The sequence below is a fragment of the Bradyrhizobium sp. JYMT SZCCT0428 genome (assembly GCF_018131075.1).
In the GTDB taxonomy this organism is placed as follows: Bacteria; Pseudomonadota; Alphaproteobacteria; order Rhizobiales; family Xanthobacteraceae; genus Bradyrhizobium.
In genome coordinates this window covers 230,733-257,290 of the sequence record NZ_JAFCLS010000001.1, presented here as the reverse complement: position 1 = coordinate 257,290, position 26,558 = coordinate 230,733, and the positions used below count along the sequence as shown (strand labels likewise).

Below are 26,558 nucleotides of genomic sequence, written 5' to 3'. Positions count from 1 at the left end.
GAGGGACGACGACCATGCAGGGCTTTTTCACATTCCTGCAGCAGAATCCTTATCTGCTGCTGTTCTTCGTCGTCGGGCTCGCCGTCTGGATCGGCCGCGCCAACATCAAGGGCTACGGCCTTGGCATGGTTGCCGGCGCCATCGTGGTCGGCGCGGCGCTGTCGGTGACGGCGTCGCTCTATGGTGTGAAGCTGGAGCTGAACAATTTTGCCAAGAGCCTGTTCTATTACCTGTTCATGTATGGCGTCGGCTTGCGGGTCGGACCGTCCTTCGTCAACAGCCTGAAGGGCGACGGTCTGAAGTTTTGCGTTCTCGCTGTGGTGTCGAGCGTGCTCGGGCTTGCGCTTGTCGTGCTCGGTGCAAAGTTGTTCGCGCTGCCACCCGGCGCGGCCGGCGGCATGCTTGCGGGTTCACAGACCATGTCTGCCGCGATCGGCTCGGCGGAGCAGGCCATCACATCGGGCGTCGTCAAGCTGCCAGCGGGCGTGAAGCCCGAGGACGCCACCGGCATGATCGCGCTGTCCTACGGTATCACCTATATCTGGGGTACCGTCGGCATCATCCTGATCTGCAAATATTTGCCGCGCTGGTGGGGCGTCGATGCCAAGGCGGCGGCGAAGCAGTATGAAGCCGAGTTCGGCGTCAGGGATCTCGAAGGTGGTGGCCTGACCGGGTTCCGGCAGTTTGGCCTTCGTGCCTACCGGCTTGAAAATCAGGCTCAGGTCGGTATGAGCATTGCCAAGTTTCGCTTGAGCAATCCCGAGTATCGTATCGTCAATGTGTCCCGAGGCGGCGAACAGCTCGGCGCCGATCCCGATCTCGTGCTGAACAAGGGCGATATCGTCGCGCTTGGTGGCGCGACCGCACACCTCACCGAGAAGATGGGGCTGATCGGTCCCGAAGTTGCCGACGCCAAGACGCTCGGCATTCCCCTGGACCAGGCCGAAATCCTCGTCACCAACAAGGCGGTCGTCGGGCGTACGTTCGAATCGTTCCGCGGCGAAGCTATGGCAGGTCAGCTTCAGGTCACCAAGGTCGAGCGTGGCGGCGTGCCGTTTCCGGCCGGTCTCAAGACCGAACTGCAGCGGATGGATATCGTCTCGGTCGTCGGCTTGAAGTCCGCCGTGAATGAACTCGCTGAAATGTGGGGCCGTGTCGCCAGGACCAATACGGCTACCGACCTCCTCACACTCGCCGCAGGCATGATTCTAGGACTTCTGATCGGTATGATTTCGTTTCCGGCGTTCGGCGCCTCGATCGGCCTCGGAAACGCCGGTGGCCTGCTGCTGTCCGGTGTGATCGTGTCGTCCGTCGTCTCGCGGCTGCGCTTCTTCGGCAACACGCCAAACGCGGCACGCAACGTGCTGGAGGACCTCGGCCTCGTCGTCTTCGTCGCCATCGTCGGCGTCAATGCCGGGGCCGGACTGCTGGCGCAACTGACCGGGGCGCTCGCACTGAAGATCTTCATCGTCGGGTTCATCGCCTGCACGATCCCGCCGTTCATCGTCTGGGCGATCGGTTATCACGTCTTCAAGATCAACCCGGCTGTACTGATGGGCGGCGTTGCCGGTGCGCGCTCGCACTCCGGTCCTTGCCGTGAAGCCGCCGTGGAAATCCAGAGCAGCGTGCCCTGGATCGGGTTCCCGGTCGCCTACGCCGTGTCCGGAATATTGCTCACGGTGTTTGGATATTTCGCGATGCTCCTGGCCCAATAGTGCGTGTTGCACAGCGTCTCACGAGAGGAAGAAATATGAGAAGGTTTAACCTCAGCGTTGCCTTGATCGCCCTTGTCATCGGCGTGGCAGGTCTCACTACTTCATCGCGAGCCGAGACCGGCCAGGTCGCCGTCGTCTTCACCAAGGGCGGGTTCATCGTTGGGGTAGGTGGCGGCGAGGGCGTGCTGGTCCTCCGCGGCAAGCGCTATCCATTCACCGTATCGGGCATGAGCGTCGGCTTCACGGTCGGGGCCTCGACCACCAAGTTTGTCGGTCGGGCGCTCAATCTGAAAGGACCAGCTTCGATCGAAGGCACCTACGGTACCGTCGGAGCCGGCGGGGCCGTCGCGGCCGGCGCGGGAGGCGTTCAATTGCAGAATGCCAACGGCGTGATCTTGCAGCTAAGTGGCCCGAGGGTCGGCGCTGAAGTGTCGGCGGCGGTCGGCGGGGTGACGATACGCTTGAAATAGTTTTTCGAGAATGGAATTTGAACGGATCGGGCTGCGCCAAAGCGCGTCCGATCCGTTCAGTACCGTTCCGCAACGAACTTCATCCCCCGCAGCCCGGTCTGGTCGTTATAGCGCCGCTTGTCGGAACGCTTCGGCAGCTCGACCTTGGCTCTTTTCACGCGCTTGTGCGGGATCATTTTCAGCAGATGCGCGATGCAGTTCAGGCGTGCCCGGCGCTTGTCATTGGAGCGAATGATGTACCAAGGCGCGTGTTTGGTGCTGGTTGCCTTGAGCATCAGGTCTCGCGCCCGCGAATAATCGTACCATCGCTGGTACGATTCCGTATCCATCGGGCTCAGCTTCCATTGCCGTAGCGGATCATCGATGCGGGCCCTGAAACGACGCTCCTGCTCGTCCATTCCAACCTCGAGCCAGAGTTTGATCAGGATGATGCCGCCTTCGATGACGTATTTCTCCATCTGAGGACACAACGAAAGGAATCGCTTGTGCTCTGCCGGCGTGCAGAACCCCATCACATATTCGACGCCGGCGCGATTGTACCAGCTGCGGTCGAAGATGACGATTTCGCCCGCCGCCGGAAAATGCTGCATGTAGCGCTGCAGGAACAGTTGCGTCTTCTCGCGGTCCGACGGTGCGGGCAGGGCGACCACCCGAAACACGCGAGGACTGACCTTTTCGGTGATCGCCTTGATCGTGCCACCCTTGCCGGCGGCATCCCGGCCTTCGAACAGGACGATGACCCGAAGATTGTTCGCCTTCACCCATTCTTGGAGATGGCAAAGTTCGACCTGGAGCTTTCCCAGCTCTTTCTCATAGGCCTTGCGTTTCATCCCTGCGGTGGGCGCCTTGGCTGACATACCATCCTGCCGTCAGATCAGATTCTGTCCGAGCTACTCTCAGTCACCCCAGGCGATGGTGATGCCGATGTCGCCCGGCACACCTCCCGGGTAGTCAATGATCTGGTAGCTGATGCGATAGCCGCGCGGTTGCAGGTAGTCGGTCCAGAGTTGGAATATTTCCTTTGGAATCCCCGTCAACGTGTTCTCCCAACCCCGTTCCTGCTGATTGATCGCGCGCCCCTTGTCGGTGCACAGCGAGTTAGGGAACCGATACACCTGCACTTCCGTCAGTCCGTTTCGCACCGCTCGCTGGATAATGGTCGAAGCAAGCTGAACCTTCTCTTCCTCTGACTTGCCTGACGGTCGGGCAAGCCGCTCGATCAGGGCCCGCTTCTCAGCTTCGGCCGCAGCCGCAAGTCGCGCGTATTGCTCGGCCTTTTCCGCCTCCTTGAGGGCGGCTTCCTGCTGGATCTTCTTCGCACTGGGAATCAGGTCATCGATGTTGCGCGACATGGCCGAGGCTCCTGAACGGCTATTTTGCTTCAGCGGTGTCACAAGGCTAGGCGGCGTCGACATCGTTTCCTTGATTCAAATCAAGCAAATCGGCAGCCGGCATACGCACGGTGCACGGGAATGTCTCGAGCCGCCTGGCTCGTTTCGAGGAGAGAACGTTGAACGCGCAGCTTCATCCGATGGGCAAGCATCATCTGCCCTTCTATTGAGCCGCCACTGATTGGGATTCAAGGGGAAGCCGATGGCTGCACTTCGAAAGCTCCTGATTGCCACGGCGATCACGGCGGGCGCCGGCTTATTGTCGCTGCAGGAGGTGAAGGCGTTCGAACTCACCGGCGCATGGGCTACCAGTGCAGAGCAATGCAGAAAAGTGTTTGCCCGCAGAGGTCGCGCGAACCAGGTCACCTTTACGAGCTTTTCCGGCGTCTACGGCGGCGGCTTCATCGTCGAGGCCAATCGCCTGAGGGGAAAGTTCGAGAAATGCTCGATCAAGTCGAAGAAGGAAAACGCTCAAAACGTCAATATGGTCGTCGCTTGTGCCTCGGGTATCATGCTTTCAAACGTCCAGTTTTTCCTGAAGATACTCGATGACAACACTATCTCCCGGGAGTTTCCGGGGATGGACGAAATGGAAGTAAAATATCACCGCTGTCAGATCTAGGGTGTCGCATCCCGATCACGACGCGTTGCTGAAGGCAGCGTTTCCACACGGGTGAGACCGTCCGCTGCAGTATGATTCGCGCTCGAATTGTGCTCGAATGCACCGCTCGGACGACCGGGGGTAACAGCATGAGCGGACGCATCCAGATCGGAGCGATCTGGCCAGTCCTGGCCGTTCGTCTCTGCGTCTGTCTCTTGATTCTGGCTGCGATGTTGCCTGGATCGGCTAGCAGTGCGCCGCAGGGCGAACCCAAACGTGTCCTGATGTTGCATTCTTTCGGACGCGACTTTCGGCCTTGGAGCGCATATGCCCTAAGCATCAAGGTGGCGCTCGAGCAGCAATCGCCACGGCCGCTGGACGTTCAGGAGCATAGTTTGCTGACGGCACGGTTTAACAACCCGGGACCGGAGGCACCGTTTGTCGACTATCTACGGTCGCTGTACGCTGGCCATCAGCCGGATATCGTGCTGAGCATTGGGGCGCCTGCGGCTCGATTTGTCCAGAAATATCGCGGACAGCTTTTCCCTGACGCACCCATGGTGCTGACGGCGATCGAGCAGCGACTGGTTGACCGCTCGCTGCTGACCGACAATGACACGGTCGTCTCGGTCTACAACGACTTCTCAGCCTTTTTCGGCAGCATTCTTCAGGTCCTGCCGGACACAAAGACGATTGCCGTCGTCACCGGTGCCTCGCCTCTGGAGAAGTTCTGGCTCGATGAAGTGAAGCAGGAAGCCAAGCCCTTCGAAAACCGGGTCGCATTCGTCTGGTACGCGGACCTCCCGTTTGAGGAAATTCTGAAGCAGGCAAAGGTGCTCCCGCCGCACACGGTCCTGTTCTGGGGCTTGATGTCGGTCGATGCGGCGGGTGTTGCCCATGAAGGCGATCTCGCTTTGCGTAGACTCCATGCGGTCGCGAACGCTCCGATCTTCTCCTTCCAGGAAGCGTTTTTCGATGGAGATACCGTGGGTGGTCCGATGCATTCGATCGCTGAATCCAGCCGGCAGACCGCCAGCGCAACGATCCGCATTCTCGGGGGCGAGAAGCCGGGCAATATCAAGGTGCAGCCGATCGGTTTTGCGTCTCCGAAGTACGACTGGCGGCAGATGCAGCGCTGGGACATCAGCCGAAGCAATCTGCCCCCAGGGAGCGCGATCCTGTTTCGTGAGCCCAGCATCTGGGAAAAATATGGTTGGCAGTTGGCGTTGATTGGCGGCGTCATCCTGGTCCAGGGCGTATTGATCAGCGGATTGCTCCATGAACGACAGCGCCGCCGTCTTGCCGAAGTCGAATCACGCCAACGCATGGCGGAGCTTGCACACGTCAACCGCTATGCGGCAGCCGGAGAATTGACGACATCTATTGCGCATGAACTGAACCAACCGCTCGGTTCCATTCTTACCAACACCGAAACGGCAGAATCGATACTCAAGGGGGCTTCGCCGAATCTGGAAGAGCTCAAGGAAATTCTTGCTGACATCCGACGTGATGACCTGCGCGCCAGTGAGGTGATACGCCGGCTTCGCGGCGTGCTGAGGAAAACACCGTTCGAAATGATAGAACTCGATGTGAACGAGACGGTGCGGGAAGTTATCGGATTTGTGTCGGCCCTGGCCCATGGACGCGAAATCCAACTGAGCTATACCCCAGCCTTGGTTGATCTGCGCATCAAGGGCGATCCCGTTCAGCTGCAGCAGGTGATTCTGAATCTGATCATCAACGCGATGGACGCCATATCCGAAGCCGAACCAAGAAAGCGCGAAATCAGCGTAACCACGAATCGCTCCGGCGCCTCCGCGGAAATCCGGGTTGGGGACACCGGCCCCGGTATCGAAGCGGAGAATCTCAAGAAGGTCTTCGATCCGTTCTTCACGACAAAACCGCAGGGCATGGGCATGGGGCTTGCCATTGTTCGCACCATTGTCGAAGCGCACCACGGCAAGATCTCGGTGGAGAACCAGCCGTCAGGTGGCGCGCTACTCACGATCAGACTGCCGATCGCCCGCGGCCGATCAATTTCGGCCTGATCCAGGCCGGCCGCGCCCCTCATCTAGATTCCTTGATCTTTATCAAAGAACGACCCGGCCCCGGACCGATGCTTGCCGCGATGGACCCCGAAGGAGGGTGTGATGTTCCGCTGCGGTAAGACCCTGATCGCGTTCGCGCTGATGGTGGCGATGCCAGCCGCCGTCTCGGCGCAGACATCCGATAACCCGCCTGCCGCCGGCACTTCAGCCCAGCCGGCCAGCCAGCCTCAGCCGAGTGCCGAGCTGCTGAAGCCTGCCCAACTCGAAGCAATGGTGGCGCCGATCGCGCTCTACCCAGACGAACTGCTGGCGAATGTGCTGGCGGCGTCGACCTACCCGCTGGAAGTGGTGCAAGCCGATCGCTGGCTGAAGGAGCGCAAGGCGCTGAAGGGCGATGCCCTCAAAAAGGAAGTCGACAAGCAATCCTGGGATGACAGCGTCAAGGCGCTTGCCAGCACGCCGGACGTGATTTCGATGATGAGCGACAAGGTGGACTGGACCAAGAGTCTTGGCGATGCCGTGCTCGCGCAGCAACCGGATGTGATGGACGCGATCCAGCGTCTTCGTTCCAAAGCCTATGACAACAAGAAGCTGGTCACCACCAAGCAACAGAAGGTCAGCGTTCAGACACAGGAGAACAAGCAGGCCATCGTCATCGAGTCGGCCGATCCAAATACGATGTATGTGCCGTACTACGAACCGGCGGCGGTTTACGGGGCCTGGCCTTACGCGGAATATCCGCCGTACTATTTTGGCTATCCGTCCTATATCGGCGCGGGCGTCATCGCGACGGGTCTTGCCTTCGGCGCGGCTTGGGCCATCGGCCGCTGGGGCAATTACTGGGGCGGCGGATTCAACTGGGGCAACCGCAATCTCTACGTCAACCACTTCAACAGGACCACCAACATCGGAAACAGCTGGCAGCACAATCCGGCGCATCGCCAGGGCGTGCGGTACAACAACGTCAACGTTCAGCAGCGCTTCGGCAACAACAATCTGAAGGCCGGTGCCGCGAACCGGATGGATTTCCGCGGTCGCGACGGTCAGCAGGTGATTCGACCGGGACAGGACCGTCCGGGCGGCGGAGATCGCGCCGGCGACCGGGTCGGCGATCGTGCGGGTGATCGTACTGGCGACCGCGCAGCCTCGCGTGATCGGCCCGGCGGTGATCGCGCCAATCGCCCAAGCACGGCGGATCGCGCCAAGGGTGGCGGCGATCGTGCCAAGGCCGCCAAAGGTGGCGGAGATCGTGCCAAGGCTGCGAACCGTGGCGGCGCCGGCGCTCGCGGCGGGGCAATGAATGTGTCGTCGGGCAGGGCCGCCGCCGCGCAATCGGCCCGCGGCCGGGCCAGCATGGCGAGCATGGGTCCGCGCGGTGGCGGTCCGAGCTTCGCCGGGGGCGGCGGAGGCGGCTTTGGCGGCAGAGCCGCCATGGGAGGAGGCGGCGGGTTCCGTGGCGGCGGTGGCGGTGGTGGCTTTCGTGGCGGCGGTGGTGGACGGCGCTCCGATATCGCTCTGAAACACGATGTCGTGCTGCTCGGTCATCTCGCCAATGGTCTCGGCTACTACCGCTTCAGCTATCTCGGCAGCACCAAGCCCTATGTCGGCGTCATCGCGCAGGAAGTGAAGAGCCTGATGCCGGAAGCGGTGACCCGCGGCCGGGACGGCTATCTGCGCGTCTACTATGAACAGCTGGGATTGAAGTTCGGTTCCTACACCGACTGGCTTGCCGGTGGCGCAAGGATTCCCACGCCACGGGAGATCTTGCCATGATCATCCGCAAATCGCTCTGTCGGATAGCTTTGACGGTCGTCGGCACAATCGCGGTAGCGGCGCTGCTGACTTCGGCATCTCAGGCGCAGCAGGCCTATCCCTCGCCGGAGAACGCTGCGGCCGCTTTGGTTGCAGCCGTCAAGACCGGCACCAAGAGCGCCATTCTGAAGGTCCTCGGCAATGCCGGGGCTGACATTGTCGAGTCCGGCGATGATGTTGCTGACGCCGAGATGCGGCAACGTTTCCTGTCGGCCTATGATGCCAGGAATTCCATTCGGACCGAGGGAAACAAGAAAGCCACGCTGATACTGGGCGCAGATGATTTTCCATTCCCGATTCCGTTGGTGAATGGCAGGACTGGCTGGGAGTTCGACACGGCTGCCGGACGTCGTGAAGTTCTATACCGTCGTATCGGACGCAATGAACTGGACGCGATCCAGACCAGCCTGGCTTTTGTGGATGCCCAGAACGAGTATGCCGAAAAGGATCGCACCGGCGAGGGAGCAGGCGTTTACGCGCAACGTGTCGTCAGTAGCCCTGGCAAGAAGGACGGGCTGTTCTGGCGCGACGACAGCGACCCAAGCCCGTTTGGCGAACTGATGGCGCAAGCCTCCGCCGAGGGATACAAGGCGGAGCAGGCGGAGCCCTATCACGGATACTATTTTCGGATCATGCGGGGGCAGGGGTCTGATGCGCCGGGCGGTGCGTTCAATTACGTCGTCAAGGGCAAGATGATCGGCGGCTTCGCGCTGATCGCATATCCCGCCGAGTATGGAAATTCCGGAGTTATGACCTTCATAGTCAATCATGCCGGTACCGTCTATGAGAAGGATCTTGGAGATCGGACGTTGAGGATTGTCGGGCGCATCCACCTGTTCGATCCGGATCACACCTGGAAGAAGGTGGATGTGGCGGCCCCTTGAGCGGAGGAGGGTTGGAGCAATGCCGTCTGCAATCCGGGTCGCCGCGATCGCGGTCTTCGCAATTATCGTTTCGACAACATCATCGTTCGCGCAAGCCTCCGGATACGTCCGGCTCAAGTTCGCCAAAGCAGGTCTGATGCTCGGCGCCGGCGGCGGCAGCGGCGTCCTGACCTATCGCGGCCGCGACTATCCATTCAGAGTCTCCGGTCTCAGCCTCGGTGTCACGGCGGGAGGATCTGTCAATCGTCTCGAAGGTTGGGCGTCAGGCATCAAGCAGGTCAGCGATTTTGCCGGTACCTACAGCTCCGTAGGGGCTGGCGGCGCCTTCGTTGGTGGCGCCGGAGGCGTTCAACTCGGGAATGAGAAGGGCGTGGTCATCGCGCTGCGAGGTCCAAAGGCGGGAATGGAGTTCGCCGCCAACGTCAGCCGGATTGCGATCTCGCTGAAGTGAGACGGATTTTCGAACGGCCTGGAGACCAGCCTCCTGGCACCTTCAAGACTTCGCGGGTTGCCTTGATCTAGATCAAAGCTAATCGCCCCCGGCGCGCCATGCTGGGTGCCGGCAGCGGCCCCGATGCCGCCAATCCTAAAATCTCGAGTGGGATCACGCATGGCTTTGGCGAGCGATGACACGAGCGGACGTCCGCGCCGCAGGCGCATGGAAATCTTCGCGTTTCTATTTCTGACCGCCGTGCTGATGCCCGCGCTGACCGTCGCCGTTGTCGGCAGTTACGGACTCGCGGTTTGGATATCTCAGATCGTTACGGGCCCGCCGGGTCCGCCGGATCGATGACTCCCGGCTTTCGGAGGTAGGTACATGGCCAAGTCTCACTCCGCTGTCGACCGCCGTGCGCTGATGACCGGCCGACTGATCAAGCCGGACCGCGTGATAGCGCCGCCCGGCGGCGAAATCGCCAGCATTCTGGTGCAGGCCCGGCCGGAGCACCTCGCCGACGTGGAGGCCGCCATCGTGACCATGGAGGGATGCGAGATCCATGGCCGTGATCCCATTGGCAAACTCGTCGTCGTGGTCGATTCGCCGGATTCCGGCTCACTCGGGACCACGCTCAACAACATCGCGCGGCTGCCTGACGTTTACTCCGCCTCGCTCGTTTTCCACGCGCTCGACGCGACCTCCTGATTGCGGAAGGACCGTCATGACCGACTCCAGGCTGGACCGCCGTCAGGTTCTCAAACTCGAGGCAGCAGCGATGGCCGCTCTCGCGGGCGGGATGCCTGCCGCCGCTGCCGCCGCCAACCTCGTCACCGAACGTGGCGTAAGCGAATTGAAGTGGGAAAAGGCAGCGTGCCGGTTCTGCGGCACCGGATGCAGCGTTATGGTGGCGACCAAGGATAACCGCGTGGTCGCTACCCACGGCGACATCAAATCGGAGGTCAATCGCGGGCTGAACTGCGTGAAGGGCTACTTCCTCTCAAAGATCATGTACGGCCATGACCGCCTGACCAGACCGATGCTGCGCAAGACCAACGGCAAATTCGACAAGAAGGGCGAGTTCGAGCCGGTGTCCTGGGATGAAGCCTTCGACATCATGGCGGAGAAGTACAAGGACGCCCTGAAAAAGCGCGGGCCGAGTGGTGTCGGCATGTTCGGCTCCGGGCAATGGACGATCTGGGAAGGCTACGCCGCGGCCAAGCTGTTCAAGGCTGGTTTGCGCAGTAACAACATCGACCCCAATGCAAGGCACTGCATGGCGTCGGCGGTGGCCGGCATGATGCGTACCTTTGGCATCGACGAGCCGATGGGCTGCTACGACGACATCGAGGCTGCGGACGCTTTCGTGCTGTGGGGCTCCAACATGGCCGAGATGCATCCGATCCTGTGGACGCGCCTTGCAGACCGTCGGTTGAGCGCGCCGCATGTTCGCGTCGCCGTGTTGTCGGCGTTCGAACACCGCTCGTTCGACCTCGCCGATATTGGCATGGTGTTCAAGCCGCAGACTGACCTTTATCTGCTCAATGCCGTTGCCAACCACATCATCAAGACCGGCCGGGTGAACAAGGACTTCGTTGCGAAGCATACGGTTTTCAAACGCGGCCAGACCGACATCGGCTACGGCCTTCGCCCCGAACATCCGTTGCAGAAAAAAGCGACTGGCGCAGCCAAGGCCAATGACGCGACCGACATGACCTTCGAGGAATACGCCAAGTTCGTCTCCGACTACACGCTGGAGAAAGCGGCCGAGATGTCGGGCGTGCCGGTCAACCGGATTGAGGCGCTGGCCGAACTCTATGCCGATCCGAAGATCAAGGTCACGAGCTTCTGGACCATGGGCTTCAATCAGCACACCCGCGGCGTTTGGTGCAATAACCTCGTCTACAATATCCATTTGCTGACGGGGAAAATCTCCGAGCCCGGCAACAGCCCGTTCTCGCTCACCGGCCAGCCCTCGGCGTGCGGCACCGCCCGTGAAGTCGGCACGTTCTCGCATCGCCTGCCGGCCGATATGGTCGTGAACAACAAGGCGCATCGCGACATCGCAGAACGGATCTGGAAGCTGCCGGAGGGCACCATTCCGGACAAGCCAGGCTATCACGCGGTGCTGCAGAGCCGGATGCTCAAGGACGGGCTGCTCAATGCCTATTGGGTTCAGGTCAACAACAATTTGCAGGCCGGGCCTAACGTCAACGAGGAAACCTATCCCGGCTTCCGCAATCCCGATAACTTCATCGTGGTCAGCGACGCCTATCCGTCGGTGACGGCGCTTGCCGCCGACCTGATCCTGCCGACCGCGATGTGGGTCGAAAAGGAAGGGGCCTACGGCAACGCCGAGCGGCGCACACAGTTCTGGCACCAGATGGTCACCGCGCCGGGTGAGTCGCGATCGGACCTCTGGCAGTTAATGGAGTTTTCGAAACGCTTCAAAATCGAGGAAGTGTGGCCCGAGGAGCTCATTGCCAAGAAGCCCGAATACCGCGGCAAGACGCTGTTTGACGTGCTCTATGCCAACGGACAGATCGACAAGTTCCCGGTGTCCGATATCGAGGACGGTTATCTGAACGATGAATCGAAGGCGTTCGGCTTCTATGTCCAGAAGGGCATGTTCGAGGAATACGCCGGCTTTGGCCGAGGTCACGGGCACGACTTGGCGGCATTCGACACTTATCATCAGGTACGCGGCCTGCGCTGGCCGGTGGTCAACGGCCAGGAGACCAAATGGCGCTTCCGCGAAGGTACCGATTCCTATGTGAAGAACGGCAAGGGCGTGGAGTTCTATGGATTCCCGGACGGCAAGGCACGCATCTTCGCACTGCCCTATGAACCGCCGCCGGAAGTGCCCGATAGCGAATACCCCTTCTGGCTCTCCACCGGCCGCGTGCTGGAGCACTGGCATTCGGGCACCATGACGCGCCGCGTCCCCGAACTCTACAAGGCGTTCCCGGAAGCCGTGTGCTTCATGCACCCGGACGACGCAGCCGAACTGAAGCTGCGGCGCGGCGACGAAGTGAAAGTGCAGTCCCGCCGCGGCTACATCCGGACCCGCCTCGAAACGCGCGGCCGCGACAAGCCGCCGCGCGGGCTGGTGTTCGTGCCGTGGTTTGACGAAGCGCAGATGATCAACAAGGTGACGCTGGACGCGACCGATCCGATCTCGCTGCAGACCGATTTCAAGAAATGCGCGGTGCGTATCGAGCGGGTACAAAGCACATGATCGGGAAACACTGGCTTGTGGCACTGGCCATTCTCTCCGCCAGCGCCTCGACTTCGCTGGTCGCTCAAACCGTCAGTTCCGGGCTGCGCGGCTCGACGCCACTCAATGAAGAGGGGCCGGCGGCGCCGATGACGCCGTTGCGCAACACCACCGAGAAGGAGGTGCGAAACTATCCCGAGCAGCCGCCGGTGATCCCCCATACCACTGACGGCTATCAGATCGATATGAACGGAAACAAGTGCCTTTCCTGTCACGCCCGCGCGCGGACCGGAGAGTCGCAGGCCCCGATGGTCAGCATCACCCACTTCATGGATCGGGACGGCCAGTTCCTTGCCTCGGTGTCGCCGCGGCGCTTCTTCTGCACTGAATGCCACGTTCCGCAGAATATGGTGAAGCCGCCAGTCGACAATGATTTCGTCGATATCGACACTCTGCTCAGCCGCGCCGCACCCGGGGGGCGGCGATGAGCGCTGCTGACCAAGGTGTGTCGCGACGATCCTGGCTCGCCCGGTTTTGGGCCTTTGTCGTCGAATTGTGGGATGTCCTGCGACGGCCAAGTTCGGTGTTTGGCCTTGGCGTGCTGGTGTTCGCCGGCTTCGTCGCCGGCGTGGTGTTTTGGGGCGGCTTCAACACCGCGCTGGAATTGACCAACACCGAGAAATTCTGCACCAGCTGCCATGAGATGCGCGACAACGTGTTTGCGGAACTGAAGACCACGATTCATTTCTCCAACCGCTCCGGCGTGCGCGCGACCTGCCCGGATTGCCACGTGCCGCACGACTGGACCGACAAGATCGCGCGCAAGATGCAGGCATCCAAAGAGGTCTGGGGTCATCTATTCGGCAGGATCAATACGCGAGAGAAATTCGTGGATCACCGGCTCGAACTGGCCCTGCACGAATGGGCGCGCCTCAAGGCCAATGATTCGCTGGAGTGCCGCAACTGCCACAGCGCCGAGTCCATGGACATCACCCGGCAATCGCCACGCGCGGCCACCGCGCATCAGCGCTTTCTGTTCACCAACGAGAAAACCTGCATCGACTGCCACAAGGGTATCGCCCACCATCTACCCGACATGCGCGGCGTTCCAGGCTGGCAATAGCCAAATCGCCCGGCTTATTGAATGAGTGAAACGGAGGCGGCACTATTTTGGTGGTCTGCCGCGCTTTGGCAACAGCGAACGATGGAGATCGGCGGCTTTCCGCAAAATGCCGGCTTTCTTCAATGCCTCTGTTCGATCAGGGCCGGGCGGCATGTTGCGGGCTTCTTCCAGTGCCGCCGTTGCCTCGGCATCCAGATTGCGCACATCGACTGGCTCTTTCACTCGGCGGGGCCTTATTGCTCAAAGGTTTCAATGTGGCGGGCTGAGATCGTTGTCGGTCCAGCCGGTGCTGCCAACGGATTCGAGCGGGTCCTCGACCGCTACTTTGTGGACATGGCCGCACTCGGGCCATTAAAGGTCCGCAGTTCGGAGTGGTCAGGGCCGGGCCTGCTGCCAGCCAACACCATGCGGTCGCCATAGCACTTCGAGCAGAGGAGCGTTTGATTGCGAGAGGCGATGATGCCGAGCGCGTATGCCAAATCGGGCATGTGATGCGGGGGTGCTAGCGCATGAAAAGCACGGCGAATGTCAGTGCGATCGGCACTAACCCCAGCCCGATGACGCCAATCTGGAATGCGCGATCGTCTCTCATAAGACCTCTCAGAATAGGCCCGGATCAGCGGGCCGCCCAGTGCAGTTTGTGCCACGGCCCAATTATTAGGACGTCAGGAGAGGCGGCCGACGCGGCCCTATCGCGTGAACACCCAAACCGCGAGCGGGATGGCCAATACGCTCGAAATCAGAAGTGCCAGAGCCACCATTTTAGTCCATTCCCAAACAGTCAATGCGCGAATTTCCAGTCGGCCCCACGCCGCAGCGCATCATCGACGTCAGGAGAGGCTCTGACCACTCCCGCAGGGTCAGGTCAGCCCCGCACAAATCTGATCAGGTATTCTACGGTGAAGAACTGCACGCATCGGATCAATCAAGGCTTGAGGGCCGCCACTTGAGGCATTCGTCCGTGCCGCGCACCACGCCCGCTTTGTTGATCGGAGCTCTGGACTATGCAGTTTGTGCCACGTTGCTGCCGCCTCACAGTCCCGACTTGATTGATCCAGATCAAGCCAGGGACCGACAGCATCAAAAAACTGACCCCACTGTCTCAAGTCGCCAATGGAGGTTGCCATGAAATCCTTTCATACGAAGCGGACGCTGCTAGTCGTTGCCGTCCTGGGTTTTGGAGTATTTGGCTCGATCGACTTATCGCCAAACGGCGGTCTTGAGCTATCCATTCAAGGCGCCGAAGCCAGGGTGGGACGCCCGGCGACCCCCGCTAGCGTTGCCGGCGTTGCACGCCGTACAACGCGCCGGGCGGTCGTCGGCGGAGCGGCCGTAGGCGCCGCAGCTGCAAGCAGGAACTGTGTCCGCGTTCTTGTGAATGGTGCATATGTGTGTCGCTGACACAGCTCTTGCGGGTCACTTCGCTGGCAAGAAGCCTGGATGGCGTCTACCGCGAAAGCAACCTCGTTCGAGCGCAGCTTGCGCGAGGATTGCCTGACGACGTGCGCCGTCTGGGCATGAACAGATACTATGACGCCTTCGGAAGCGGTGGGATTTCATGCGAGCGCGCCGCCCGTCTTTATGCCGAGACAGCGCGGCTGACTATCAGGCGCAAATCCAGTACGTTTGTCGTGATTGCTTCAATCTGCGTGGCTTCAATGCCGGCGACGATATTGGTGTCGTTCTGAGCTTGGGTGCTGACTGTCCGAGCGTCTCTTGAGATCAGTACGCGCAGCGACCGCGCGCATTCGCAGGATGAACCACCGCTGCTGCCTTGATCTAGATCAAGCCTCCATCACGCGCGTGCACTTAGTTTGCCGCGTTCGCATTACATACTGATGCGAGGCGAAACTCATCTCAAATCAGTGGGGAGGAAGCACCATGTTTCGGTTTGCTCTCGCTGCACTCGCTGCAATCGTTCTTGTTGCTGCCAGTCTCATTCCCGATGACGCGTTCGCGCGCCGAGGAGGAGGTGGTGCTGGTTTCCGTGGTGGTGGAGGTGGCTTCCACGGGGGTGGCGGCGCTCACTTCCGAGGCGGCGCCGTTCACGCAGGACGTATTCATGCCGGAGGCGGGTATCGCGGAGGCCTTCGACCGGCGCATCCGATAGCTGGTCGGCCGGGTCGCCCCGGTTACCCGATAGCCGGCCGGCCGGGCCGTCCGATAGCTGGTTACCCCGGGTATTATCCAGGCCGGGTTTATCGCGGCGCGGCCTATGGCGCCGCAGCCATTGGGGCCGCAGCTGCCGGAGCTTACGGTTACTACGGCGGCTACAACAGCTGCTATTACGACACTTACGGCAACTGGGTCTGCCCCGGGCAGTATCAGTATCCGTACTGATCACGCAGGAAAGGTGGGCGTCGGTCCGGTCGGTCTTTACCGCCGCCGCTTCGCAGTTCCCGGTTTCGCTGACCGCGAGTTCGTCAGCGAGCGATGTTGCCCAGCGCGCAGCATTTCATGGACAAAGCTAGCTCCACCCGACGAGGTCGGTCAGCTCAGTCATGCCACCGGCGATTATAACGGCAGCGCCACCCAACTCGCGTCGTATCATTCGTGGAGCATATCAATGTGGGTCCTGATGTACGTCTTCTCCTACTCGGTCAGTCCGGCCGCTACCAACGACAGGGCGGAATGGAGATTGCTCCCAACCGTCGTGTTTCAGGAGTTCTCGAATGAAGAGCGATGCAGGGCGGCCAAGTCGACACTCGAGGGCAGCCTGAAGGAGGCGGGAGCCAAGCTGAAAAGCGGTTTGGAAGACCTGAAGAGCATCGGCAAGGGCGACCCGGCGCAGATCATCATCGCCTTCAACGTGGAATGCCTGCCCAAATAGAGTCGGCGAACACGATCGCGCCATCGTGGGGGCGGGCGCAGCTTCGTAGCGCGGTTCTCATCCTCCGCAAGGGAGATGAAAACAAACAGCGCGACCGATTTCACCAGCCGTAATAGCGTGCGGCGTAGCCGCCATAGGGCGGGCAATAGCCGGCACCATAGCCGTAGCCGCCCCCATAACCGTAATACGGAACGGCAGCGTAGCTATAATAGGAAGGATAGCCGCCATAATATCCGCCGTAGCCGCCATAATAGCCGCGGCTGGCAATCGCGCCGCCGACGAGGGCGCCAGCTGCGACGCCGTAGCCGAGACCGCGATAGCCCCAGCCGCGATAACCGAAGCCGCCGCGATAGCCCCAACCGCCGCCGCGCCAGCCGCCACCCCAGCGCACTTCAGTCGTGTTTTGGTCGACCATCGCTTTCATCGCCGCCACGTTGGTCGGCATTGGCCCGGCCTGCGCGCCCGCAGCAATCAGGGCGCCGGTGGCAGCGAGAACAGCGATACGCAGTGAACTCAGTACGCTCATGATCGTCTCCTCCGGTGCGGCAGCGCCTGGCGCGGCCGGTCACGGCCTATTTTGGGACGGCGCGCCGCAGCGTGTTTGATCTGGATCAAACCCCGGGATCGACCACAAAGCACCGCGCGCGGGGGGCACCGCTCAGTCGGCACCCATGCCATCTCACCACGATTGTGTGTTGCCGGGCCCGGCTATTTTTGGGATCTGGAGAAAGCAGTTTCAAGCACGTCGCCGATCGGTTGCCAGCTGCGGCCGTCGAATTGAACCAGTCGCAGGTGCTTGATTGGCCGAAAGTCCCAACGTCCAGTGTTGATTTTGATTCCAGGCAGCAAAATCGAGCTCTGGTAGTTTTCGAGAGCCGCGGCCTGCTTCATGACGTTGTCGCGAGACAGGTCATTGCCGCATTGCTTGAGCACCTGGGCCAGTGTCTCGGCGGCCGCGTATCCGAACACGGCGGCGTTGTCGTCTTTGCCTCCGGCCCGATTGTATTTTTCGATGAATGTGGGCCAATCCTTGGCGGCTTGCTCGTCCTTCCAGGCCGGATCACTGGCGTCCTTCAAGAAGGTCGCCGTAATCACGCCCAAGGCATTTTCCGGTCCGGCAGGCTTTAGCGCCGTCGCGATCGATGACGACATGTGGTTCAGTATGAATACAGGGTGCCAGTTCAGATCCGCCGCGCTTCGGATCACTTTCGTCACGTTGGCAGGCGCGCCCGCAAACACAAAAATCTCGGCGCCTGATCGCTTCAGGACCGATACGTGCTTGCCCAGATTGTCGTCTGCGACATCGTGCGCGATGTCGACCCTGATCATCCGGGCGATGTCACCGAGACCGTCCTGCAGTCCCCTGAACAGTTCACGGCCGAAATGATCGTTCTGCCAAAGCGCAACGATCCGTTTTCCGGGGTAGAACGCCTGGATGTAGTTGGCGTAGATGCGCCCTTCTTCCCGAATCGAGGGCTGCCAGCTCATTGTCCAGGGGAATAGCGATGGATCGCTCAGGTGATCGTCTCCGGAGGCGACAAAGAGTTGAGGAATTTGCCGCTCGTTCAAGTATGTGCGGACGGCAAAATTTCCCGGAGTTCCAAACGACCCGAACATCAGGAGGACGTCCTCCTTCTCGATGAGGCCGCGCGTCAGTTCCAGCGCGGTCGACGGATCGGATTTGTCGTCATGGGAGATGAAGCGCACCTTGCGGCCGTTGATCCCGCCACGCTCGTTGATCATCTCAAAATACGCCGCTTCGGCCTTTCCGATCGCACCGAATGCTTCCAAACTCCCGCTATAGGGCATAACATTGCCGATACGAATTTCGGTGTCGGTCACACCCGGCTCGCGCACGCGCTCGGTGATCGCGCCCAGCGACGCAAGCGCCACGACGATCGCGATCAGTGTTCGAGCAAGGGTTTGCATCGGATGAGTTTCGTGACCAAAGAGTTCAGTCTGACGTGGAACCATTGGAGGCATTCGGCTTGATTTACTTGATTTAGATCAAGGTCGATCGCCCGTGACGACCCGGTTGTTGTCAGAGAAAGCCTTTTTCCGGGAAAGATGTTGGGTCCTGAGAATGCAGGCTCGGAAGGGAAATGAGGTCCGGCCTCATGAGTTCAAATGGATCTGCGGGCTTTCGTTCGATCCCGAGTGCCACCGGACGAATCGCTCGCCTGGCATGCGCGCGACTGCGCGAGCAAGGCAGGGACGTAAAGGCCGTTCTGTCAAAGTCGGGGTTGCGATTTGACGAGATTACCGATTCGACGGTTCGTCTCGAGGTGCAGTCCCAGATCAAGCTCCTGGAATCGGCCGCCGAAGAACTTCGGGATGACCTTCTCGGGTTTCATTTGGCACGCAGCTTCGACCTGCGCGAGATTGGTTTGGTTTACTATGTGATGGCATCCTCGGAGCATCTTGCGGATGCCTTTCGCAACGCTGAACGCTACAGCAAAATCAACACTGACGGGGCGCGTCTGGGCTTCGAATTAAATGAAACGGCGAACATCACCATCGACTACGTAAATGTAGATCGAAACTCCGATCGGCATCAGATCGAGTTTTGGCTGGTTGCGCTGATGCGCATATGCCGACAGCTTACCGGTAGTCGAATAGCCGCGCGTCGATTGAAGGTCAGACATTCCAGGGCCGGCTCGCCGGCGGCGTTCAAAGCCTTCTTTGGAACCGAAGTAGAATTTGACGCCGATACGGATGAGATAATGCTTCCGGCGCTGGCCGCTTCGATGCCGATTGTCGGGCGCGACCCTCATCTGAACAATTTGCTGCGGCGGTATGCAGAAGAGGCGCTTGCTCACCGACCGGGGTTGCGCGGGAGCAATCATTCCCGCGTGGAGGGAGTAATACCGCAACTGCTTCCGCACGGGCGGGTCGAGCTTTCGGAAGTCGCCCGTCAGCTTGGCATGAGTTCGCGTACGCTATCGAGGAAGCTTCGAGACGAGGGTGTAACCTTCGCCGAAATACTGGACAGGCTGAGATCAGCTCTTGCCCAACGCTATCTCAGTGATCGCGAATTGCCCGTCACTCAAATAGCGTGGCTGTTGGGCTATCAGGAAGTCAGCTCCTTCACTCACGCATTCAAGCGATGGACAGGAACCACGCCAAGAGAATTCCGGCTGTCCAATTGCGTTCCGGCGAGAGGCGCACCGATAGCGTTGGAAGCCCGTGACAAGGCCGACGACGAGCGACGGGGCGGCAACTGAGGTCGGGCAGTTACGACCATTAACTCAAAGCCACGGGCATGGTCTAAAAGGCACCTTCGCGAGATTTTCGGCGCGGAATCCCAAAATCTTGGCGCGCGATAGCAAGTTTTGCATGGCAGCGCTCCGGTATATGCGCACAGGCGCCGCACCAGGCTGGGAGTTACCGGAAGCTTCATGTCACGCGACGATGCATTGTTCTGGCTTTCAATTGTTTGGCTTTGTGGCCTATGCAGTGCCGCTGCATGGGTGCTTCTTGCGTTTTGACCGCGAAATCGTCTCGTGAGCGACCAGCCGTTTTGGCGCGTTCCTGAGCGCTTGTTGTCCAGCGAGGCACTGCACTGCCGAAAACAGCAGCCCCGCCGTCAGGCCTTCCGGGGTGCCGAATCTTTCAGAGCCCAGATCAATGAGATGACCGGAATCGCGCAGCACCAGATAATTCCCCACGACGTCCTCGGATTCCTCGAACGGCAGCTCAAGGTCGGCGTCTGCTGGGTGAATCTCGCCGAGAAGCGAATGGCCTGGTCGGAAGGGATATTCGACCTGTTCGGCTTCGAGCGCAGCGTACTGCCTTCGCGCGCGGCATTGCTGGACAGGATGCATCCCCGGGACCGGCAAGATCGGGAGAGGGTCAATGTCGCCCTGCAGAACCGGATCTCATTTGACGACACCTTTCGCATCATCCTCGGGGACCGCCGGGTGCGCTGGGTGCGCGCGTATGGCGAATTCCTCGTCGATGATCAGGGACGAGCCAGCGCATTACTCGTACTGATGGCGGATGCAACCACGGACCAAAACAGAAACCATTTGCTATGCACCGGAGCAAGATACCTGCAAGCAATTGCGAAGTTGTCGAAGGCCACGGTAACCATCGCAGATCCAAACGGTAGAGTGACCAACGTGCTGTATCAGCAGCCCTTTGGCAGAAGTGCCAGCGTGCTGGGAACGCGCTGGATCGATTGGGTCGATCCCGATGACCGCGGAGGCATGCTGAAGATTTGGCGGGACGCGGTAAGCCGCGGAGAAGAATTCAGGACGGAAGTCAGGGTTCGCTTTCCCGACGGGGCGCTGAGTTGGCGCCAAGTTCAGGGTTTCGCCATCGGCAAGCCGCAGCCCTTTGGTTCCTTCGAGTCGCATGACGGCGAAATCATCGCTTTCCCGGCCGTGAAATTCTCGGAAGCCGGGGCGTAGAGGCGGCGCATTCCACGGAAGGCCGCTTGCCGGCATTCCAATGATTCGTGCGACGCGGTGCTGGAATTGCTTCTATCGTGCCGACAGATCGGGCGCGTTCCCGATCTTTTGCACGGCGACGTTGACCGTCATGCCCAGGTAGTCGTTTGCTTCACCAAACCACGAGCCTGCCAGCGGGATTGCTTGCGCCGGATGTCGGGCGACTGCCACCGGAATCAAATCAAAGCCGGCACTGATCTGGTTGGTCGGGTCGTAGTCCAGCCAGCCGGCACCTGGGAGAAAGACCTGCAGCCAGGCGTGGGTGGCGCCGGACCCGGTCACGCCGACTGCGCCGCCATCCAGCGCCGCATCGTAAAGGTAACCGGTCACAAAGCGGCACGCGAACCCGAGCCGGCGCAATGCCTCGATCATGAGCCAGGCATAGTCGCGGCAAGTGCCGGATCTGGTGCGCAAGGTTTCACCAGGCGACTGGGTTCCTTCGGCGTCCCTCGGACGATAGCTGAAGGTGTCGCGGAAAATGTGCAGCATCCGGTGCAAGACATCGATGGTTCGATCCTGGTCGCCGGCAACGAAGCTCTTGGTCCACGCGGCCAGGGTTGCGTCCGGATCCTCGGCATGAGGGCGGAGATAACCGGCCAGATCGGTCCATTCGTCGGGAGTGTATTGCACCGGCACTTCATCGGCCCGGGATTCCAGCGGAAACGCCTCGATCCCTTTAACGCCGTAATACACGCCGCGAGCCTCAAAAACGATCGTCAGCTCACTAGCAGGTTCAGTGAATTCCATCACCGTTACGGTGTTGGAGCGGGCATCGGTGGTCCAGTGCATTTTCGTAGGAACGCTGCTTGTTGCGGACCAACTGACAAGACGCGCCGATGCGCCGCGCCTTGGCAAGAACATCGCCCGGTGCGTACCGAAGGTAACAGGCTTCGCATACCGGTAAGTGGTGGTGTGGCTGATCTTGCCGAGAACCGCCATTTGTTCGTCCTGCTGCGCAACGGGTGCGTCAGTGCGCGATTGCCACAAGCGTTCCGTGAACATCTGCTGACACGCGCCCTATCTCCGAGAAGAGCGGCAGCCAGCGGCAATCTCAACTCGCAATAACGCTTTTCAGCATTGCCGCGGGCCGCCTTGATCTAGATCAAGCATCGGAGGCGTTCATACAGGTAGGAATTATTGTTGCGCAGCGTGGTGACATCCCCGCATCGGGTCGCCGTGCGGCGACGATCCGGTCGATAGGCTGGTGGATCAGGGAGTTTGCGACGCGGAGGTTCTCGCTTCATCGCGTCACCTTGCGCTCGACGAACATAAGCCAGTTTGCCCAACAGATGTTTAGCAACCGAAGAAGCGCCACGATGCCCGGCCTAGCGTGGCTTTGCACCGGGGGTTGCGGGCCCTTCTGCGAAAAGGCACCATTAGATCAGTACCTTCCAGTCCGATCCGGAGGAGGGTGGAACAGCGTATTGGCGGAAGGGGTGTCCGTCTGTCTGCGCCTGATCCGACTGTACGCGGGTCGCACCTGCTTCAAGATCAACATAGCCTTGCCATGTTGGGAAAGTGCCTCGCTGGCATTTAGTACGAAAAGATACGCCGCCGGGCTCGAAATACAGTGTCCCGGCGGCGCCCTGTCTCAATCTGGGTTCTCTAATCCCCAGCAGAGAGTTACTTGCACGACACGTGCCAACATTTTATGACACGGGCATGCAGCTCGAGGTCCTCCGAAGTAGTTCGGAAAGTCAGTAGTTCTCCTGATGGAGGATCGGGAAATACCGGCAAGAATGCCTGCACCAACCCCACTAGCCCCGCCGGGTCAAGGCGGGGTTTTTCTTTGTTGCCGTACTTATACGAGGCTTACAACGGCGAGGACTAGTTCGGTGCCGAAATCGCTCGATGCCAGCGCGATCAATGTTCCGGCACAGACGGCTAAAATGGTGGTGACTGTGAGAGCAATCATTTTGAAAATCCCCTGTTGTCGGTGACGAGGAGACTGCTCCGGCTTCGTTTCCGGACAACTGCGTGGGGAAAGGCAATCGGTTTCGTTCACCGAGACGTTATCTTCCGTAGGAACGTCGAAATGAGCCGACCGCTAGGGGAGCGGAACAATTCCTGACCGGATCGCTTAGTTGTGCACGACCGAATGGATGCCGTCCCCCCGCGCTTCATTCGAGGAAATGTCGGCCCCAGTGTTCGCCCACCGCGCGGCCCTGGGGCCGTTTCTTTGGAACTCCTGAACGCTCTAAGAATCGACTCTGCGCTCCCGGTATGCCGCGAACCTCCGAGCGGGAGACCCCCCACCGGGTTGGCGGCCTTGGTCAGCGTGGCGTTCTCCGCGCCGGGGCCGTTTGTGCCGAGGGTGCGCAGGCGCATTATTATACCGGGACGCATGCGGGATAAGTAGGCAAGCATGCACGAAAGGCGGTCGACTATACCGACCGGACCGTTACTCTATCAGCAGCCCTCACGCGGGCTAAAGAAGCGATGCTACCTCGACTTAGCCCCGCCCTAACCGGCGGGGTTTTTCGATCTCAGGAAAGCGACCAACTCAGTAGTTCTTCTGATAATAATTCGGGAAAAACTGGCAATGGCGGCATTGTTTTGATTTAGGTCAAGATGCCCGGGTTCCCCCACGATCACCGTGCCGGCATGAATCGGCACGTCGATTGGCTCGGTATCGCTGGATATGGCTCGCTGGTCCTGGCCGGGCTGGCGCTCACTACCCTTCTCTTGTCATAGGCGCCGATGGTGCGCTGGCGGGGAGGCGGCTTCAGTGCACAGTGGAGGGATGGCTTTTACGCATCACGTCCAGTTGGCGTTCCACGTCTGCGACCAGGGCCTTAAACCGCTGCCGGGTCTCAGGGTCATCCGGCTCGCTGCCGGACTTGATGAGCGTGAGCTTACGCTCTAGCTCCGCGCAATTTGCGCACATTGGGCACCTCCCATTTTTGGGGCGAAGTACCACGCGCGTCCGGGCAGCCACAAACTCTACTGTGGAGTACCCAAATGGGGCCCCCCCGCAAAAACGGCCGTGCCGGTCCATCATAAACAGGAGCGTCGCTCCGACGATCACGGTGGGGATAACGATGCCGAGCAACAACACCGCCTGAAAAGCAAGCCGCGCCCGTTGTACGTTCGTTTGTGCGCAGAAATCCAGATAAACCATATAAATCAGCAATTTCAATGGCTTATGGCGGAAGGGGTGGGATTCGAACCCACGGTACCCTTGCAGGCACGCCGGTTTTCAAGACCGGTGCCTTAAACCACTCGGCCACCCTTCCAAACCAGTAATTTCAGTCGCTTAGCGTAGGGCGGAGCCGAACGCAATGCGAAGTGGACCCAATTTGAGGATGAAACTCCTGAGGACGAGAGCAGGGCACGTTGTCCGCGGGTCGTTGCAATGCAGGATTTGTGGTCGACCGGGCGAGAGTTGCTGCCAACGCCGCTCGCTCGCCGTCTCAATACTTGGCGACGACCGGACCGCTTCCGAATTTGTAGTTCACACCGACGCGTCCGACGTGATCGCGCACGCCAATGGCCAGCGTGAGGGGGCCGAATCCAGGCTGGGTTACCGTGTAGGTGACGTTGCCGAGATCGACGTAAAGATATTCGGCCTTGGCACTCCAATTGCCGCCGAGCGCGGCCTCGATGCCGCCACCGATTGGGCTTCTTCGTCGGCGCAAATTCGGATGCCGCGTTATCGTTCCCGAGGAGCGCCGGTGTGCCGATGATTCTGACGGGCGACCCCGCCTATGTGCCGAGTTCGCCTATGAACAGCGCAAGCAAACCCGTTGACCCGACAACGGATGCCCAGAACAGCCAATCGAAACGTGGGCGCTTAAAAGGAAGTCTCGGCGGGTCGAATTTGGACATGTGTCGCGTCCCTTGAAGCCGGGAGCACAACACTCTCATATTACCCGTGGTCCGGTCGATGACACCCCTTGGGTAACTCCAAATCGCCGGCTCCTGATACAGCGACCGTTCCAGAAGGTGTGAGGTTTGCTAACACTTTTGCAAACCAACTGCTTGGGACGGAGTGGAACGAGACAGGACCAGAGAATCAACTCGGCTGCGAAAACCCGGGTATTTATGGGCTCTTTGGCAACAGGCGCGACCGACTGGTACTCTATAGTCACCTGGCTCATTATCGCTCTGGCCCGTCGCCGCCGCGAGTGACATTCGTTTCCATCGATTGAAGATCTGTGAGACTAAGCCAGACCATTTCGCTGGATGGCGTGATTAACATGCGGCGAATGATTGACGAGGTAACTCCCAATTCTTTTGCAACGCTTGCCATCGACTGTGTTGCAGAACGAGACTCGGTCCCCTTATCGGCGGCGCCATGCACTCCGATGCGGGCGCGATGGTTTGCGGTTTTTGTTTCCCCGGCCGCAAAAATGAGAAAGCACGCCGATGCGCAAGTTGCGTCCCGCCCTACATTCGTTGAGATTTTTGCAGACTTGACCACGGCTGCCAGCAGGACACCTTCTCGCAAGTTGCCGCCATCAGAGTGCAACCGCAGCGAGGTCACCAGTTTACCCGCGTCATTCGCCGCTTTGATGCGCGCTTGTAGTAAGTCAGCATCGCCAGGCGCAATATTGCCGGAGATGGAAATTTCGACTTGATCGTCTTTGAGATTAAGGGACTTTATCTCGGCAGCGGCTGCGACCGACGCGCTCAGTGCGAATAGTCCCGCATTAACGAGCCCGTAAACCGCAATTCCCCACTTTTTCCGCTCGCAGAAAAGCGAGTCACTCATTTTATTCCTTTCGCCTTCAGGCCCGGTGTTCCTTGAGATACGCAACCGGCGCGACGCCCTACGTCCAGAGGTGGGACGAGGCGCCCCCCTCCCAGGACTAGCTGAAGGCGAGAACGAGCCAACCTGAGCACAACAGCACAAGGGCGGTGACGATTAGCGCGAGGAACCCGTCAGACACGAAGTCATGATTACTCATGGTACACCTCCTGCCGCTGACTGGAGGCTGGTCCGCATTTATTAAAAATTTCGGAATCGGCTTAAGGAATTCACAGCCTACGAACAAGTGGTGAACGGGCTTGCTACCATTTTTCTAGGGGCGTGCCGCCGGGGAAAGCGTCATTTCGCGCGGTTGACGGTGCCATCCCGCCCAGCAATGCGGAAGGCTTGCGGTCTAGCCGAGCGCGAACGCCAGCAAGCTTGAGCACAGCAGCACCAGGCTGGCCGTGGTCAGTGCGAGGAATCCGTTGGAGACCAAATCGTGGTTGCGCATGATACACCTGCCACTCTGGATGCTCGTCCGAATTGATTAAAGCTTTCAAAATCTCCCGCCTCGAAAGAGGTGATGCGTCTTTCTGCCGGTGGCCAAAACCACCGGCAGGACCTGAAACTCAGGCCCGGGAACGATAGCCTTCGAATGCATGAGCCAGGAAAATCGCCGCGCTCACCAAGCCCATAATCGCTGTAACCGTCTCAATCATCGCACAAATCCTTTGCGCCCCTGCACGCACAGAACGACTGCGGCGTTGCACAGTCAAAAAGATTCAGTAGCCGAAACGACAGATCCGGGCCGAGTGATGATTTGCTGCAACAGATTGTCTGAAACCGGGACAGGGCAGGGATGGTCTATGGGCGATCGTCACAATGAAGCC

At 59.9% G+C, this 26,558-nt stretch carries 27 protein-coding genes and 1 tRNA gene; 19 read left to right on the top strand and 9 right to left on the bottom strand.

The window, feature by feature from the left end; genetic code table 11:
* The first annotated feature begins 14 nt into the window (after window positions 1-14).
* Together JQ575_RS01335 and JQ575_RS01330 are read left to right on the top strand one after the other, a co-directional pair.
* A complete protein-coding gene (locus JQ575_RS01335) occupies window positions 15-1,715 on the top strand; it encodes an aspartate:alanine exchanger family transporter (protein ID WP_212031483.1) in 1,701 nt (566 codons plus the stop codon).
* 35 nt (window positions 1,716-1,750) lie between these two features.
* Window positions 1,751-2,185 (top strand): hypothetical protein, encoded by a 435-nt coding sequence (locus JQ575_RS01330; protein WP_212031482.1) that lies wholly within the window; start codon window positions 1,751-1,753, stop codon window positions 2,183-2,185.
* 56 nt (window positions 2,186-2,241) lie between these two features.
* On the opposite strand, the gene ppk2 is transcribed toward JQ575_RS01330, so the two are convergent.
* Window positions 2,242-3,042: a polyphosphate kinase 2 gene (gene ppk2 / locus JQ575_RS01325; protein WP_249166357.1), complete on the bottom strand. Its 801-nt coding sequence runs from the start codon at window positions 3,040-3,042 to the stop codon at window positions 2,242-2,244.
* Between the two features lie 39 nt (window positions 3,043-3,081).
* Window positions 3,082-3,537 carry a hypothetical protein gene (locus tag JQ575_RS01320; RefSeq protein ID WP_192734998.1) on the bottom strand — a complete coding sequence of 152 codons (456 nt, stop codon included), beginning with the start codon at window positions 3,535-3,537 and terminating at the stop codon, window positions 3,082-3,084.
* 241 nt (window positions 3,538-3,778) lie between these two features.
* Between JQ575_RS01320 and JQ575_RS01315 the strand changes: the two genes are divergently transcribed.
* From JQ575_RS01315 to JQ575_RS44310, 15 genes are all read left to right on the top strand, one after another.
* Window positions 3,779-4,198 (top strand): hypothetical protein, encoded by a 420-nt coding sequence (locus JQ575_RS01315; RefSeq protein ID WP_212031481.1) that lies wholly within the window; start codon window positions 3,779-3,781, stop codon window positions 4,196-4,198.
* A gap of 128 nt (window positions 4,199-4,326) precedes the next feature.
* Complete coding sequence (locus JQ575_RS01310; RefSeq protein ID WP_212031480.1) at window positions 4,327-6,225, top strand: sensor histidine kinase; 1,899 nt, start codon at window positions 4,327-4,329, stop codon at window positions 6,223-6,225.
* Window positions 6,226-6,327: 102 nt separating this feature from the next.
* On the top strand, window positions 6,328-7,998 hold the full coding sequence (locus JQ575_RS01305; RefSeq protein WP_212031479.1) for a DUF3300 domain-containing protein: 1,671 nt from the start codon (window positions 6,328-6,330) through the stop codon (window positions 7,996-7,998).
* Window positions 7,995-8,921 (top strand): DUF2950 domain-containing protein, encoded by a 927-nt coding sequence (locus tag JQ575_RS01300; protein WP_212031478.1) that lies wholly within the window; start codon window positions 7,995-7,997, stop codon window positions 8,919-8,921. Before JQ575_RS01305 ends, JQ575_RS01300 begins: the two co-directional genes overlap by 4 nt.
* A gap of 19 nt (window positions 8,922-8,940) precedes the next feature.
* Window positions 8,941-9,372 (top strand): hypothetical protein, encoded by a 432-nt coding sequence (locus tag JQ575_RS01295; RefSeq protein ID WP_212031477.1) that lies wholly within the window; start codon window positions 8,941-8,943, stop codon window positions 9,370-9,372.
* Window positions 9,373-9,531: 159 nt separating this feature from the next.
* Window positions 9,532-9,714, top strand: coding sequence for a periplasmic nitrate reductase, NapE protein (gene napE, locus JQ575_RS01290; protein WP_212031475.1), 183 nt, complete (start codon window positions 9,532-9,534; stop codon window positions 9,712-9,714).
* Window positions 9,715-9,738: 24 nt separating this feature from the next.
* Window positions 9,739-10,062, top strand: a complete 324-nt coding sequence (locus JQ575_RS01285; protein WP_212031474.1) for a chaperone NapD — start codon at window positions 9,739-9,741, stop codon at window positions 10,060-10,062.
* 16 nt (window positions 10,063-10,078) lie between these two features.
* On the top strand, window positions 10,079-12,592 hold the full coding sequence (gene napA, locus JQ575_RS01280) for a nitrate reductase catalytic subunit NapA (protein ID WP_212031472.1): 2,514 nt from the start codon (window positions 10,079-10,081) through the stop codon (window positions 12,590-12,592).
* On the top strand, window positions 12,589-13,059 hold the full coding sequence (locus JQ575_RS01275) for a nitrate reductase cytochrome c-type subunit (RefSeq protein WP_212031470.1): 471 nt from the start codon (window positions 12,589-12,591) through the stop codon (window positions 13,057-13,059). Before napA ends, JQ575_RS01275 begins: the two co-directional genes overlap by 4 nt.
* Window positions 13,056-13,694 carry a NapC/NirT family cytochrome c gene (locus tag JQ575_RS01270; RefSeq protein ID WP_212031468.1) on the top strand — a complete coding sequence of 213 codons (639 nt, stop codon included), beginning with the start codon at window positions 13,056-13,058 and terminating at the stop codon, window positions 13,692-13,694. The genes JQ575_RS01275 and JQ575_RS01270 overlap by 4 nt, the downstream gene beginning before the upstream one ends.
* 21 nt (window positions 13,695-13,715) lie before the next feature.
* Window positions 13,716-14,114 (top strand): hypothetical protein, encoded by a 399-nt coding sequence (locus JQ575_RS01265; RefSeq protein WP_212031467.1) that lies wholly within the window; start codon window positions 13,716-13,718, stop codon window positions 14,112-14,114.
* Window positions 14,115-14,819: 705 nt separating this feature from the next.
* Entirely contained in the window at window positions 14,820-15,095 is a 276-nt protein-coding gene (locus tag JQ575_RS44320; protein WP_249166373.1) for a hypothetical protein, read from the top strand.
* Complete coding sequence (locus JQ575_RS01260; RefSeq protein ID WP_212031465.1) at window positions 15,086-15,382, top strand: hypothetical protein; 297 nt, start codon at window positions 15,086-15,088, stop codon at window positions 15,380-15,382. The genes JQ575_RS44320 and JQ575_RS01260 overlap by 10 nt, the downstream gene beginning before the upstream one ends.
* 193 nt (window positions 15,383-15,575) lie before the next feature.
* Complete coding sequence (locus JQ575_RS44315) at window positions 15,576-16,034, top strand: hypothetical protein (RefSeq protein ID WP_249166356.1); 459 nt, start codon at window positions 15,576-15,578, stop codon at window positions 16,032-16,034.
* A 13-nt stretch (window positions 16,035-16,047) separates the two neighbouring features.
* Window positions 16,048-16,524, top strand: coding sequence for a hypothetical protein (locus tag JQ575_RS44310; RefSeq protein ID WP_249166355.1), 477 nt, complete (start codon window positions 16,048-16,050; stop codon window positions 16,522-16,524).
* Between the two features lie 100 nt (window positions 16,525-16,624).
* On the opposite strand, the gene JQ575_RS01245 is transcribed toward JQ575_RS44310, so the two are convergent.
* Together JQ575_RS01245 and JQ575_RS01240 are read right to left on the bottom strand one after the other, a co-directional pair.
* Complete coding sequence (locus tag JQ575_RS01245; RefSeq protein WP_212031463.1) at window positions 16,625-17,050, bottom strand: hypothetical protein; 426 nt, start codon at window positions 17,048-17,050, stop codon at window positions 16,625-16,627.
* Window positions 17,051-17,232: 182 nt separating this feature from the next.
* Window positions 17,233-18,453 carry an ABC transporter substrate-binding protein gene (locus JQ575_RS01240; protein ID WP_212031461.1) on the bottom strand — a complete coding sequence of 407 codons (1,221 nt, stop codon included), beginning with the start codon at window positions 18,451-18,453 and terminating at the stop codon, window positions 17,233-17,235.
* Between the two features lie 188 nt (window positions 18,454-18,641).
* Between JQ575_RS01240 and JQ575_RS01235 the strand changes: the two genes are divergently transcribed.
* Together JQ575_RS01235 and JQ575_RS01230 are read left to right on the top strand one after the other, a co-directional pair.
* On the top strand, window positions 18,642-19,748 hold the full coding sequence (locus JQ575_RS01235) for an AraC family transcriptional regulator (RefSeq protein WP_249166354.1): 1,107 nt from the start codon (window positions 18,642-18,644) through the stop codon (window positions 19,746-19,748).
* Window positions 19,749-20,027: 279 nt separating this feature from the next.
* On the top strand, window positions 20,028-20,936 hold the full coding sequence (locus JQ575_RS01230; RefSeq protein ID WP_212031458.1) for a PAS domain-containing protein: 909 nt from the start codon (window positions 20,028-20,030) through the stop codon (window positions 20,934-20,936).
* Window positions 20,937-21,008: 72 nt separating this feature from the next.
* Here JQ575_RS01230 and JQ575_RS01225 read toward each other — a convergent pair whose 3' ends face one another.
* From JQ575_RS01225 to JQ575_RS01205, 5 genes are all read right to left on the bottom strand, one after another.
* Window positions 21,009-21,914, bottom strand: a complete 906-nt coding sequence (locus JQ575_RS01225; RefSeq protein WP_212031457.1) for a transglutaminase family protein — start codon at window positions 21,912-21,914, stop codon at window positions 21,009-21,011.
* A 1,786-nt stretch (window positions 21,915-23,700) separates the two neighbouring features.
* The gene (locus JQ575_RS01220) at window positions 23,701-24,114 is read right to left on the bottom strand and encodes a hypothetical protein (protein WP_212031455.1); all 414 of its coding nucleotides are present in this window, start codon (window positions 24,112-24,114) and stop codon (window positions 23,701-23,703) included.
* Between the two features lie 7 nt (window positions 24,115-24,121).
* Window positions 24,122-24,211 (bottom strand) — tRNA-Ser (locus tag JQ575_RS01215).
* 177 nt (window positions 24,212-24,388) lie between these two features.
* Window positions 24,389-24,613 carry an outer membrane protein gene (locus JQ575_RS01210; RefSeq protein ID WP_212031454.1) on the bottom strand — a complete coding sequence of 75 codons (225 nt, stop codon included), beginning with the start codon at window positions 24,611-24,613 and terminating at the stop codon, window positions 24,389-24,391.
* 461 nt (window positions 24,614-25,074) lie between these two features.
* Window positions 25,075-25,689, bottom strand: a complete 615-nt coding sequence (locus JQ575_RS01205) for a hypothetical protein (protein ID WP_212031453.1) — start codon at window positions 25,687-25,689, stop codon at window positions 25,075-25,077.
* Window positions 25,690-26,558: the final 869 nt, after the last annotated feature.

Bases quoted from the DNA above. Each gene is read 5' to 3' on its own strand.
- JQ575_RS01305 (WP_212031479.1), top strand. From the start codon at position 6,328: ATGTTCCGCTGCGGTAAGACCCTGATCGCGTTCGCGCTGATGGTGGCG.
- JQ575_RS01320 (WP_192734998.1), bottom strand. From the start codon at position 3,537: ATGTCGCGCAACATCGATGACCTGATTCCCAGTGCGAAGAAGATCCAG.
- JQ575_RS01275 (WP_212031470.1), top strand. From the start codon at position 12,589: ATGATCGGGAAACACTGGCTTGTGGCACTGGCCATTCTCTCCGCCAGC.
- JQ575_RS01335 (WP_212031483.1), top strand. From the start codon at position 15: ATGCAGGGCTTTTTCACATTCCTGCAGCAGAATCCTTATCTGCTGCTG.
- JQ575_RS44315 (WP_249166356.1), top strand. From the start codon at position 15,576: ATGTTTCGGTTTGCTCTCGCTGCACTCGCTGCAATCGTTCTTGTTGCT.
- JQ575_RS44320 (WP_249166373.1), top strand. From the start codon at position 14,820: ATGAAATCCTTTCATACGAAGCGGACGCTGCTAGTCGTTGCCGTCCTG.
- JQ575_RS01240 (WP_212031461.1), bottom strand. From the start codon at position 18,453: ATGCAAACCCTTGCTCGAACACTGATCGCGATCGTCGTGGCGCTTGCG.
- JQ575_RS01330 (WP_212031482.1), top strand. From the start codon at position 1,751: ATGAGAAGGTTTAACCTCAGCGTTGCCTTGATCGCCCTTGTCATCGGC.
- ppk2 (WP_249166357.1), bottom strand. From the start codon at position 3,042: ATGTCAGCCAAGGCGCCCACCGCAGGGATGAAACGCAAGGCCTATGAG.
- JQ575_RS01270 (WP_212031468.1), top strand. From the start codon at position 13,056: ATGAGCGCTGCTGACCAAGGTGTGTCGCGACGATCCTGGCTCGCCCGG.
- JQ575_RS01235 (WP_249166354.1), top strand. From the start codon at position 18,642: ATGAGTTCAAATGGATCTGCGGGCTTTCGTTCGATCCCGAGTGCCACC.
- JQ575_RS01205 (WP_212031453.1), bottom strand. From the start codon at position 25,689: ATGAGTGACTCGCTTTTCTGCGAGCGGAAAAAGTGGGGAATTGCGGTT.
- JQ575_RS01265 (WP_212031467.1), top strand. From the start codon at position 13,716: ATGAGTGAAACGGAGGCGGCACTATTTTGGTGGTCTGCCGCGCTTTGG.
- JQ575_RS01300 (WP_212031478.1), top strand. From the start codon at position 7,995: ATGATCATCCGCAAATCGCTCTGTCGGATAGCTTTGACGGTCGTCGGC.
- JQ575_RS01225 (WP_212031457.1), bottom strand. From the start codon at position 21,914: ATGGCGGTTCTCGGCAAGATCAGCCACACCACCACTTACCGGTATGCG.
- napE (WP_212031475.1), top strand. From the start codon at position 9,532: ATGGCTTTGGCGAGCGATGACACGAGCGGACGTCCGCGCCGCAGGCGC.
- JQ575_RS01245 (WP_212031463.1), bottom strand. From the start codon at position 17,050: ATGAGCGTACTGAGTTCACTGCGTATCGCTGTTCTCGCTGCCACCGGC.
- napA (WP_212031472.1), top strand. From the start codon at position 10,079: ATGACCGACTCCAGGCTGGACCGCCGTCAGGTTCTCAAACTCGAGGCA.
- JQ575_RS01310 (WP_212031480.1), top strand. From the start codon at position 4,327: ATGAGCGGACGCATCCAGATCGGAGCGATCTGGCCAGTCCTGGCCGTT.
- JQ575_RS01285 (WP_212031474.1), top strand. From the start codon at position 9,739: ATGGCCAAGTCTCACTCCGCTGTCGACCGCCGTGCGCTGATGACCGGC.
- JQ575_RS01315 (WP_212031481.1), top strand. From the start codon at position 3,779: ATGGCTGCACTTCGAAAGCTCCTGATTGCCACGGCGATCACGGCGGGC.
- JQ575_RS01295 (WP_212031477.1), top strand. From the start codon at position 8,941: ATGCCGTCTGCAATCCGGGTCGCCGCGATCGCGGTCTTCGCAATTATC.